The sequence below is a fragment of the Arachnia propionica genome (assembly GCF_003932785.1).
Lineage (GTDB): Bacteria > Actinomycetota > Actinomycetes > Propionibacteriales > Propionibacteriaceae > Arachnia > Arachnia propionica_B.
The window spans coordinates 61,872-73,287 of sequence record NZ_RQYT01000006.1; the positions used below are offsets into that span (position 1 = coordinate 61,872).

Consider the following 11,416-nt stretch of genomic DNA (forward strand, 5'->3'; position numbering starts at 1 on the left):
ACAAGCCCATGAAGCTGACCCGACGAGGACTCCTCCTCGGCTCCCTGCTCCCGCTCGCCGGTTGCGCGGCAACCACCCCGGCCACGGCCCCCTCCCCGTCATCCCCGGCGCCCTCTGCCACGGAAGGCAGCAGCGCGGCGACATCAGGTGCACCCGCCGCCTACCCGATGACCGTCACGATCGGCTCCTCCCCGGTCACCGTCAGCGCCAAACCGAAGGCCGTCGCCGCTGCCTCCGGGGACGCGGCGGCGCTGGTGCTGGCCATCGCCCCCACCAGCCTCCTGGCCATCCCGGAGACCGCGGTCCACGGGCCCTACGCGGAGGCGGCGGCCCCGGTCCAGCACAAGCTGGGCAACAAGGCCGCCGATCCCGAACAGTTGCTGTCGCTGTCCCCGGATCTGGTCATCGTCACCGCCCGCCACGACGAGGAGAAGGACGTCGCCGGGATGCTCACGAGCGCCGGGGTCCCGGCGGTGGTCCTCACCCCGAAGGAGTTCGCCGGACCGAAGGCGATGATGGCGACCATCACCACCCTCGGCGCGCTGCTGGGGGAGCCGGAGGCGGCCATGCGTGTGGTCTCCGAGATGGAGACGGACGTGGCCACGGCCGCGGCGAATGCGGCACGGCTGACAACCAAGCCCCGGGTGCTGGGGCTCATGACCCGTGGGGACAAGATCATGACCACCGGTCAGCGCACCACCCTCACCCTGCTCGCCGCCCAGGCGGGAGCCGCCGTGGTGGCGGCCGAGAAGGGCTGGGAGGCTGCGGTGCCGATCGACGTCGAGACGCTGGCCGCGACCGCCCCTGACGTCATCCTCATCGAGGACTTCCAGGGCAAGGGCAGTGCTCCCTTTGACGAGTTGCTCGCCAACCCGGCCCTGGCCGAGGTTCCGGCGATCAAGCAGCAACGTGTCCACCTCCTCCCCGGCGACCATGTCTCCGCGTCCGGCGGGCCCCACATCACCAAGGGGCTCGTGGCGATCTCCGAGTTGCTCGCCCAGTGATCTCGTTCTGGCGGGACCTGCCGTCCTCCGCGTGGCCGATCATCATCGGCTACTGGGTGCGCACGGCGGCGCTGGCCCTGGTCGCCGTGGCCGTGGGGGCGATCATCGACGCCCGTGGTTCCGGATGGTGGTGGACGGCGGTGGCAGCGCTGGTCGTGGCCGCCGCCACCGTCTGGTTCGCCGAGGTCCGCACAGCCCGGATCCATGTCACCGAGGAGAGTCGACTCCGACGGGCGGCCCTGATCGGCTGGTGGGCAGGCGCGGGACGACCGGGAGCACCCACCCCTGAAGGTCCTCGCACCGGTGGAACGGTGGCCCTCCTGACCGAGTCCGCGGCCGGAGCGGCGAACTACCGAGCCGAGTTCCTGGGCCCGACCTTCGCCGCCCTGTCCGCCCCGCTCATCGTCGTGGCCGTGATCGCTTCAACTCTGGACCCCTGGCTGGGTCTCGTCCTGGCCGTGCTCGTCCTGGCGGTTCCTGCCGTGACGATCGCCTTCGGGACGGTGTTCCGCAGTTCCTCCGGCCAGTACCGCCGCATCAGTGCGACGGTGGCGGGTGGCTTCCAGGAGGTGCTGCGCTGCCTGGGGCTGCTGCGGCTGCTCGGCGCGACACGGCATGGCAGGCAGGTTCTCGAGGAGGGGGCCGACCTCCTGGCGGGCACCATGTTCCGGATGCTCCGCAAGGACCAGCTCATGATCATCGTCAACGATCTGCTGTTCTCCGCCGGACTCGTCACCGTCATGCTGGCATGGCTGTGGCATGACCACTCGGCAGGAACGTTGAGCGTCGGCGAGGTGACCGCGGGTGTCCTGCTGGCGGTGCAGCTCTACGAGCCCATCGATTCCCTGGGACGCACCTTCTACGTCGGCCGCGGCGGTCGACCGCTGCTCGAGCGGCTGAACGAGCTCGCAACCGTGACCCCGAACTCGCCCGGACGGGTCGACGACGGTCCCGGGGAACTGGAGTTGCGAGGCGTCACCATCCGGCGAGGTGAGCAACTCGTCGTCGAGGACCTCGACCTCACCGTGCCGGCGGGAACCATGCTCGGTGTCGTGGGACCGACGGGGGCGGGCAAGACCTCCCTCGCGCTGGTGCTCCAAGGACTGTTGCCCGTGACCGGCCAGGTGCTGCTCGACGGGCGGCCCACGACGAAGGAGGACCTGCTCCAGGCGGTCACGACCCTCACCCAGCGTCCCCATGTCTTCGCCGGAACGGTGGCGGACAACCTCCGCCTCGGAGCCTCGAATGCCACCGACGCGGAGCTTCGCGAGGTCCTGGATCGGGTTCGGCTCCTCGCCGAGCTTCCCGAGGGCATCGAGACCCGTCTCGGCGAGGCCGGTCACGGGTTGTCCGGGGGACAGATCCGTCGTCTCGGCCTGGCCAGGGCCCTCATGAGCCGTCCCCGGGTCCTCATCCTCGATGAACCGACGGCCGATCTCGACCGCCACAACTCCACCATGCTGGGCGAGGTGATCGCCGGGTTGCTGCCGACCACGACGGTGGTGCAGATCGCGCATCGGCTCGCAACCCTCCACGGCGCCGATCAGGTGCTGGTCATGGATGAGCCACCCCGGGTGGCGACGGTGGCGGAACTGATGGCCGATGAGGGCTACTTCCGGACGGCGACGAGATTGGAGCAGGCATGAACCGATGGGGACTCGCGCTCGAACTGACCAGGCAGGCACGTCCCGAGTTCTGGGTGCTCACGGGCTCGACGCTGCTGCGCATCCTGAACCTCTCCTGCGGGGCGGCCCTGCTTGCCTGGCCCGCGTGGCTGCTGACCTCCGGGAGCCGACCGGATGTCGTCACGGTCGGCCTGGTGCTCCTCGTGGTGGCAGCGACGAAGGCCGTCGCCCGGTACGGGGAGCAGGTCCTGGGGCATCTGGCAGCCTTCCGGACCCAGGCCCGGTTGCGGATCAGGCTCTACGACGACCTGGTCCCCCTTGCCCCCGCGATCACCACTGCACGAGGATCGGGAGACCTCCTGACCCTCGCCAACGACGAGGTCAATGCCTTGGAGGTGTTCTACGCGCACACCATCGCCCCGACGATCACCGCCGTCGTCCTCCCTGTCACGGGCGTGCTCGTCGGGGGCTGGGTCGGGGGTGGGGCCGTCGCCGTCGTGCTCGCGATCGGCTTTCTCCTCGGTGGTGTCGTCGTGCCCTGGCTGGGGGCACGGGCATCGCGCCGTGCGTCGCTGCATGCCTCCTCGGCCCGGTCCGTACTGGCCCAACACATGAGCGACGACGTCGCCGGGCGCGACGAGATCGTCTCCCATCGAGGTGAACGGTGGCGGCTTCGCGTCGCACAGCGGGCGGAGGCCGAGGTGGGGCGCGCGGTCATGCTGGGTGGCCGGGCGAAGGCATCGAGGAGCGCACTCGCCATGCTGTGGCAGGGTGCGACGATCCTCGCCCTGCTGGCGGTGGCCGAGGTCCCAGCAGTCCTGGTCCCGATCGCGCTGGTGCCCGGGATCGCCCCCGCCCTGGCGTCGGTGGAACGGTTGGCGCGTTCCCTGCCGTCGGCCCTCACCGCAGCCGGGCGTCTGGCGGAGGTCTCCCGAATCACGCCGGAGGTGCTCTCCCCCGCCGACCCGGTCGCCCCCTCGGGCCGCTCGGACATCGAGCTGCGGGATGTGTCCTTCCGGTACCCGGGGACCGAGCGTGATGTGCTCGACGGCTTCTCCCTGCGCGTCCCCGATGGTGGGCGGGTTGGGATCGTCGGCCCCTCGGGGGCCGGCAAGTCGACCGTCGCCCACCTGCTGACCCGCACCTTCGACCCGCAGGCCGGGCAGGTGTGTCTCGGGGGCGTCGACCTGCGGCGCCTCGACCTGGAGGAAGTGCGACGGCTGGTGCGGGTCACGGACCAGCGTGGGGTCCTGTTGTCCGGGACGGTTCGGAGCAACCTGCTCCTGACCAGGCCGGATGCGGAGGCGGCGGATCTGGAGCACGCCTGCCGTCTGGCCTGTCTGGACCGGGACCTCGCGGAATGGCCGGACGGGTTGGACACCGTCCTCGGCGAGTTCGGGACGCGGCTGTCGGGAGGTCAGGCGCAACGACTGGCGCTGGCGAGGGCGATCGTCGGGAGACCACGGGTGCTCGTCCTCGACGAGGCCACGTCCCACCAGGATGCGATCACCCAGGCAGAGATCATGGAGCGGCTGTTGGGTCAGTGGCGGGGAACCCTCATCGTCATCGCGCACCGGGACGCCGCCCTGACAGGCATGGACACCGTCGTCAGGGTCGACCCCGCCGAGTGCCGGTCACTCCCGCTGCCGTGACCCGGTGGTCGTTCCCCTCGCGACGTTGGCCCGGGTGCGCCAGACGGATCGCTCCGTCAGCTGGTCGTAGATCGGGTCACACCTCATCACCAGTGCGATGAACATGGCCGCCGCACTGGCTCCCAGCATCGGGGCCAGGAGCACGGCGGAGCCGCTCATCTCCATCGCCAGCACGATCCCGGTGACCGGTGCTCGCACCGTTGCGGCGAACAAGGAGGCCATGCCGATGAGGGCCAGAGCTGCCGGTTCGGGCACCAGATGAGGAGCGACCTGACGACCGATGAGGCCGACGACGAGTCCCACGTTCGCGCCGAGGACGAGTGTGGGGGCGAACAGTCCGCCGGGAGTGCAGGCGGCGTAGGACAAAGCGCCGAGGAAGAACCTCGCCACGAGCATGAGCGTCACCGCGAGCAGGGTCCCCTGCCCCAGGAGGGCGGCCTGGGTGAGGTCGTGTCCGCCTCCCATGAGGTGCGGGGCCAGCAGCCCGGCGACCCCCACGACGAGCCCGATGAGGGCGGCCCTCACCACGACGGGGATGTGGCTGACATCCGCCTGCCTGAGGAAACCTATGATGACCCGGTTGTACAGGACCCCCACGAGACCGGTGACGATCCCGACCAGCAGGACGACGGGTAGGTGCCGCAGGTGGGGGTCGTCGAGGGCGGGGACCACGAACTCGGTCCCCGGGCCGAGGATGAGCCGGGAGACCGCGTACCCGCTGCCGGTGGCGACGAGCGCGGCGAGACCGACCCGGTGGTCGAACTTCTTCAGCAGTTCCTCGAGGATGAAGATGCTCCCGGCGATCGGCGCGGCGAAGGCCGTCGTCAGTCCTGCCCCCGCCCCGGCGGCGACGAGGGTGCGCATGTCGGCGTCGGTGCGGCGGGACAGGGAGGCCACACCCGTGGCGACCGTGGCCCCCATCTGGACGCTGGGTCCCTCCCTGCCGAGGACGAGTCCGGAACCGATGGAGGCGAGGCCGCCGAGGAACTTCACGGGGAGGATTCGTCGTCGTCCCGGAGGAATCCGCCCCGCAACGATGCCCTCCACCCGTGGGATGCCGGAGCCCTCGGCGTGGGGTTCGACCCGGTGCACCAGCCAGGCCGCGAAGGCCGCGCCGGCCACGGAGATGCCGAGGTGGAGGGGCAGCCCGAGCAGGAGGTTCTGCTGGGCCCAGTGCGCCAGCCGGAGTCGGTGTTCCCCCAGGAACTCCAGGGCGCGACGGAACAGCGCGGTCACCACTCCGGTGCCCATACCGACGAGGGCTGCCAATCCGATGAGGATCAGTTCGTGGGAGATGTCGCGGGTGCGTCGTTTCCACGGGTTGGGAACCTTGGAGAGCCATCGTCGGGCCAGATCCTCATGCACATTCCTGGACATCGCGTTCTCATCCCACCACCGTGGACGGTTCCGGGCCAAGTCCTGGGCGTCTGCGTTCCCCTATGCTGGCCCAGTGACCCCGTTGATCCATGTCCAGCAGCTGCGCAAGGAGTTCGTCCGACCGGCTGAGTTCCACGGGCGGTTCGCCTCGATCAGGCGATTGTTCTCCCGACGGCGGGTGACGAAGGTGGCCGTCGAGGACGTGTCCTTCGACATCGACGCCGGTGAACTCGTCGGATACCTCGGCAGCAACGGCGCCGGAAAATCGACGACCATCAAGATGCTGACCGGAATCCTGGTCCCGACCTCGGGGCAGGTGACGGTGGCGGGCCGGACGCCGTGGCGGGACCGCCGAGCCGTGGCCGCCAGTATGGGCGCGGTGTTCGGGCAGCGCAGCCAGCTGTGGTACGACCTGCCGCTGCGGGACTCCTTCGAGGTCATCCGCGACCTGTACGGGGTGTCGGAGGGCGATTACCGTCGGCGGCTCGGCATGTTCACCGAGCTGCTCGACATGGCGGACTTCCTCGACACCCCGGTGCGGTTCCTGTCCTTGGGGCAGCGGATGCGCGGCGACCTCACCGCAGCGTTGCTGCACCAGCCGAAGGTCGTCTACCTGGATGAGCCCACCGTCGGTCTCGACGTGGTGGCGAAGCGACGGATCCGGGAGTTCATCGCCGAGATCAACCGGGAACTCGGCACCACACTGCTGCTGACCACCCATGACATGGACGACGTGGAGGCCCTGTGTCCGCGTGTCATCATGATCGACCAGGGTCGGGTGCTCTTCGACGGGTCCCTCACGAGGCTTCGGAGCCGGTGGGTGAAGGAACGCACCCTCACCGTCACCCCGGCACCGGGGGTCGATCCCGCCCGGATCCGCATCCCCGAGGCCACCACGAGCGTCGTCGACGGCGCGGCTGTGCTCTCCCACGATCCCGCCGTGGTGACGACCCCACAGCTCATCGCGGCGGTGACCTCCCGGTGGGAGGTTGCTGACCTGACCGTCGGCGAGGCGAGCCTCAGCGACGTCGTCGCCCGCATCTACGCGGAGCGTCGGGCGTGAGCCGGTGGGCCGCGTTGCGGGCTCCGGCGCGAGCGGCGTTCCGGAGCACCTGGGTGTATCGCGTCGACGTGGTGACGGCCGTGCTGGGGTTGCTGCTGCAGGTGTGGTTGCTCAGCGTGGTGTGGCGCAGTGTCTACGGCGGTGCGGATCGGATCCGTGGCATCGGTGTCGATCAGGCGGTGAGTTACGCGGTGCTGGCGGGCTCCATCCAGGTGGCACTGATGCCGTGGCAGTTCTCGTCGCTCAATGATCGGGTGCGCAGTGGGCAGGTGGGGGTGGACATGACCCGACCGGTCGGGCTGATCCCCCAGGTCCTGGCACAGAACATCGGCACCTTCCTGGCTCAGCTACCCATGGCCACGATCGGCATCGTGTGGGCCATCGCGATCGGCGCGCTGTCCCTGCCACCCGCAGCCGCCGTCGTCGTGCCGTGGCTGGTCGCGACAGCGCTGGGGGTGGTGCTCGCGCTGCTGATGAATCTGCTGATGTCGCTGGCCTGCTTCTGGTCGTTGGAGATCGGCGGCTACCTCATGCTGTACCGGCTCGGTTCCGCGCTGTTGTCCGGGGCGCTGATCCCGCTGTGGTTCATGCCCGGCTGGGTGGCGACGGTGCTGGACTGGCTGCCGTTCCGGGCGCAGATGTTCACTCCCCTGGCCATCTATTTCGGTCAGGTCTCCGGGGTCCGGATGTGGCTGGCGATCCTGGCCCAGCTCGGCTGGATCGTCGTGGTCGGGGCGCTGCTGCTGGTCGTGTGGCGCCGTGCGGAACGCAAGGTGGTGGTGCTGGGTGGCTGAACGACGACTGCCGTCGGCGCTGCGGGCGTGGTGGGTGCTGGAGCGAGCGACGGTGCGCGCCCAGGCGCAGTACCGTGCCAATCTGTTCATGGGGTTCATCGGGGGTCTCACCTATCAGGGCATCCATGTGCTGTTCCTGGTGCTGCTGCTCAACAGCTTCGGGGTGATCGACGGCTGGGGGCTCGCGGAGCTGGGGTTGATGGTGGGGATCCGGCTGGCGGCGCACGCCTGTTACGTGATGCCGTTCGGCGCACTGCTCGACACCTCGCGGCTCATCCACGACGGAGAGTTCGATCTGCTGCTGTTACGACCCGTTCCTGCGTTCCTTCAGGTGGTGACGCGGCGTTTCAACATCCTCACCGTCGGTGACGGGGTGCTGGGGCTCGTCGCGTTGGTCGGCTTCGCCGTCGCCTCGCCGGTGGAGTGGACGTGGTGGCGGATCGGCTACGTGTTGGCCGCGGTCGTCGGCGGTGGGCTGGTGGAGGCGGCGATCCAGGTGACGATCGCGTCGCTGGCCTTTCGCGCCGGGTCGGTCCGCGGCCTGCAGAACCAGGCGGACAGGCTGATCACCACCTTTGGGATCTACCCGCTGACGATCTTCGGCCCGGTGGGGCTGCTGACCTTGACGCTGGTGCTGCCGCTGGGGTTCATCGCCTACCTGCCGACCGCGGCACTGTTGGGACGCGCACGCGAGATACCGCTGCCGGATGTGGTGGTGTGGTCGTCGCCACTGCTCGGCTGGATGCTCTTCCCGCTGGCCGTGGTCCTCTTCCAGCGAATGTCCCGCCACTACACGAGCCCGGGAGCCTGACCGGTCCCCCACCCACCCGGACGGGGTCGGCCTGAGAGGGTGCGCGGATAGGGGGATCGTGACGAGGATCGTCATGGTGGCCTCTTGGCAAGGCGGACGACGAGGAGCGCACTGGATCGTGCGTTCGAGGAGGGCAACGCAGCCAGGGGGTCACCGGGGCGGCCGCAGTAGATTTCGCCTATCCGCGCGCCCTCTAAGCTGCTGCCATGACTTCAACGCTGCGCGATGTCAGGGCCCTGCTGGATGAGACCTACCCTCCGGGGACGGCCGAGAGCTGGGACGCCGTCGGCCTGGTGTGTGGGGACCCGGAGCAGCAGGTGCGTTCGGCCCTGCTGGCGGTGGACCCCGTCGAGACGGTGGTGGACGAGGCGATCGAGCTGGGCGTGGACCTGCTCATCGTCCATCATCCGCTGCTGCTGCGAGGGGTGCACAGCATCGCTGCCGACACGGCGAAGGGTCGGGTCCTGCACCGGCTCGTGCGGGCCGGGATCGCGCTGTACACGGCACACACGAATGCCGACGCCGCACGGGGTGGTGTCAATGACGCCCTGGCGGAGTTGATGGGGCTCACCCGGCTGCGGCCGCTGCAGTCGGGTGACGACGACTGGGGCATCGGTCGGGTCGGCGAGCTGGAGGCTTCCTGCACGCTCCGTCAGCTGGCGGAGCGGCTGGCCGAGCGGCTGCCCGCCACGGCCCAGGGAATCCGGGTGAGCGGCCCGGCCGACGCGGAGGTCACGACGGTGGCGCTGTGCAGCGGGGCCGGCGACTCCCTCTTCGACGCGGTGCGCGCGAGCGCGGCCGATGTCTACGTCACGGCGGACCTGCGTCATCACCCGGCCAGCGAGGCCCGGGAGCACGTCGGCAACGGCCGCCCCTACCTCATCGACCTGTCCCACTGGGCCAGCGAATGGCCGTGGCTGGCACGCTGTGCGGAGGTGCTGCGTCCGCACCTGGCGGTCACCGTCTCCACGCGATGCACGGATCCCTGGACCTTCCGCGTACCGAGCCCTCACCGTCTTCGACGGTGACCCCGTCGCAGCGGTCAGCCTCGGCCCACGCACGGCAGCATGCCCCGGCGGAAGCAGTTCGGGGCGTGACCCCGTGGGATCACGCCCCGAGCCCCGGAGGGCACCTCAGCGGGTGCGACTCCGCGAGGCCAGGGCGGCCACGACAGCAACCACCCCGTCCTTGATCTCCGGGTTGCTGAGCGCCCCTGAATCGTCGAGTTGCTGATAGGCCCGGGCCACCGAGAAGGTCTCCTCGATCACCGTCGCCCCGGCCCGGGTGAGGATGCGCTGAGCATCTGCGATCGAGGAACGGGCACCACCTCCACCGGGGCTGGCCCCGACGACGGCGACGTTCTTGCCACGCAGCGGGTTGGTGGCGAAGGGGCGCGAGGCCCAGTCGATGACGTTCTTCAACTGCCCGGGCACGGAGCTGTTGTACTCCGGCGTGACGACGAGCACGGCGTCGGCAGCCTCAATCCGGGCCCACAGGGCCTTGACGGCCTCCGGAACCTGAGCCTCGTCGTCCTCGTCGAAGGGCGGGATGCCCTTGAGGTCCTCGAAGATCTCGATCTCGGCCAGGTCGGCGGCTCCCTGCTGGGCGAGCAACGCCAGTTTCCGGTTCACCGAATCCTGCCGAAGGCTCCCCACCAGCGCGAGGACCCGCACGCGGTTGTCACTCATGTCCACTCCTTTGATTGAAATTACAACCAAGATAGCTGATAGCCCCAACGGCCGACGGGAGCGGCACGATCCGAAGCGAGTCCGTTCCCGTGACCTCCGGGCCACACCGGCCTTGCGGTCAGCCCACATCGCGACACCCTCCGCGACGCAGCCCAAGGTGCTCTCTGCTCCGTTGGTCGAGCCGGACCGCGAGCGTCAGCGAGTCGTCCGTGTCGAGACCTCTGGCACACGGTGCTGGAACTCGAGTTGAGCGGAGTCTCAAGGAGGTCTCGACACCGGCCCTCCGCAGGCTCCGGACCCGGTGTGAGCAGCGGACACGTGTCGACCCGAGCCTGAACAGGGCGCGCGGATGGCTGCGCACGGGTTCGTCGGCGACGCGGGGTGAGTGCAGCTTTCGGATGCGTCGTCGAGTCGGTGAATCAGGCACTCGGCGCGACCGTGCGATGGCCTGCCGGAGCGTCGCTGCGCGGTGTCACTGACGCCCCATGGCTGCCAGGACTGTGACCAGGTCTCGTGTCACCTGCCGGGCCACCTGCTCATCGTGGTCCGGCAAGGACGGCTCCATGAACAGGTGGCCCTCGCCCGGGTACAGGTGGATGTGGAGGTTGTCGTGTCCGCGCTGCCACGACCGTGCCGCATCCAGGTCCCCGTCGCCCACGAAGAACGGGTCGCGGTCCATACCGAACACATCAACGGGGCAGTCCTGCGGCCAGGATCCCCGAAGCTGGCTCGGGTCGAAGAACGAGTGCAGGAGAACTCCCCCGGAGGCTCCGGGCCGGGTCTGGAGCAGGTGCTGGGCCGGGAGGACGCCCAACGAGAATCCGCCATAGACGACGTCGGTGGGCAATCCGGCGCACGCCTGTTCGGCTCGACGGAGCAGTTCCTCGTCGCCGAGCTGGTTGGCGTGGGCCAGACCGGGGCCGAGTTCGTCGAAGGTCCTGCCGTCGAACAGGTCCGGGGTCACCACGGACATCCCCTGTTCACGGAGAGCACTGGCGAGCGCGGTCACACCTCGGGTCAGGCCGAGGACATGGTGAAACAGCACGATCGTGGTCATGAACTCCACGCTAATGGCCATTGCGGACGATCGCCATCGCCACTGCGATCCGGGGCCCAGCTACGCCCCAGCCCGGGAACATCGACTTCAGCCAGGGCGCGCGGATGGTCTCGCCACCACAGCGAGGCCCCGCACGCACTGGCATCGAGCAGACCGGCCAGCCACCAAGGACGATGCACTCGAGTAGTTCCACCACGGCCAATACTGAAGGTTTCATTCACGACCTTCTTTTCCGCTGGTCGAGCCGGACCGGATCAACCCAAGGTGCAGCTCACCCAGAAAAGCTCACTCTCCCGCTGGTCGAGCCGGACCGCGAGCGTCAGCGAGTCGTCCGTGTCGAGACCT

10 protein-coding genes are annotated in these 11,416 nt (G+C 69.3%); 7 read left to right on the forward strand and 3 right to left on the reverse strand.

All coding sequences use genetic code 11. From position 1 onward, the window contains the following. Positions 1–8 precede the first annotated feature (8 nt). The 3 genes from EII35_RS04625 to EII35_RS04635 are packed head-to-tail and all read left to right on the forward strand — an operon-like array spanning position 9 to position 4,281. Entirely contained in the window at positions 9–1,004 is a 996-nt protein-coding gene (locus tag EII35_RS04625; RefSeq protein ID WP_125227298.1) for an ABC transporter substrate-binding protein, read from the forward strand. Continuing rightward, entirely contained in the window at positions 1,001–2,650 is a 1,650-nt protein-coding gene (locus EII35_RS04630; protein ID WP_125227299.1) for an ATP-binding cassette domain-containing protein, read from the forward strand. Before EII35_RS04625 ends, EII35_RS04630 begins: the two co-directional genes overlap by 4 nt. Beyond that, the gene (locus tag EII35_RS04635) at positions 2,647–4,281 is read left to right on the forward strand and encodes an amino acid ABC transporter ATP-binding/permease protein (protein WP_125227300.1); all 1,635 of its coding nucleotides are present in this window, start codon (positions 2,647–2,649) and stop codon (positions 4,279–4,281) included. The genes EII35_RS04630 and EII35_RS04635 overlap by 4 nt, the downstream gene beginning before the upstream one ends. Here EII35_RS04635 and clcA read toward each other — a convergent pair. Beyond that, positions 4,264–5,658: a H(+)/Cl(-) exchange transporter ClcA gene (clcA, locus tag EII35_RS04640; RefSeq protein ID WP_125227301.1), complete on the reverse strand. Its 1,395-nt coding sequence runs from the start codon at positions 5,656–5,658 to the stop codon at positions 4,264–4,266. The two genes, EII35_RS04635 and clcA, sit on opposite strands and share 18 nt — an antisense overlap. 73 nt (positions 5,659–5,731) lie before the next feature. Between clcA and EII35_RS04645 the strand changes: the two genes are divergently transcribed. The 4 genes from EII35_RS04645 (at position 5,732) to EII35_RS04660 (ending at position 9,354) form a co-directional block, all read left to right on the forward strand. Continuing rightward, positions 5,732–6,721 (forward strand): ABC transporter ATP-binding protein, encoded by a 990-nt coding sequence (locus tag EII35_RS04645; RefSeq protein WP_260465011.1) that lies wholly within the window; start codon positions 5,732–5,734, stop codon positions 6,719–6,721. After that, positions 6,718–7,515, forward strand: a complete 798-nt coding sequence (locus EII35_RS04650; RefSeq protein WP_125227303.1) for an ABC transporter permease — start codon at positions 6,718–6,720, stop codon at positions 7,513–7,515. The genes EII35_RS04645 and EII35_RS04650 overlap by 4 nt, the downstream gene beginning before the upstream one ends. Further along, entirely contained in the window at positions 7,508–8,326 is an 819-nt protein-coding gene (locus tag EII35_RS04655; protein ID WP_125227304.1) for an ABC transporter permease, read from the forward strand. Before EII35_RS04650 ends, EII35_RS04655 begins: the two co-directional genes overlap by 8 nt. A 206-nt stretch (positions 8,327–8,532) precedes the next feature. Continuing rightward, positions 8,533–9,354 (forward strand): Nif3-like dinuclear metal center hexameric protein, encoded by an 822-nt coding sequence (locus EII35_RS04660; protein WP_125227305.1) that lies wholly within the window; start codon positions 8,533–8,535, stop codon positions 9,352–9,354. Positions 9,355–9,459: 105 nt separating this feature from the next. On the opposite strand, the gene EII35_RS04665 is transcribed toward EII35_RS04660, so the two are convergent. Further along, positions 9,460–10,014 carry an NADPH-dependent FMN reductase gene (locus tag EII35_RS04665; RefSeq protein WP_185744166.1) on the reverse strand — a complete coding sequence of 185 codons (555 nt, stop codon included), beginning with the start codon at positions 10,012–10,014 and terminating at the stop codon, positions 9,460–9,462. A 472-nt stretch (positions 10,015–10,486) separates the two neighbouring features. After that, positions 10,487–11,071 carry a dienelactone hydrolase family protein gene (locus EII35_RS04670; RefSeq protein WP_125227307.1) on the reverse strand — a complete coding sequence of 195 codons (585 nt, stop codon included), beginning with the start codon at positions 11,069–11,071 and terminating at the stop codon, positions 10,487–10,489. Between the last annotated feature and the right edge of the window lie 345 nt (positions 11,072–11,416).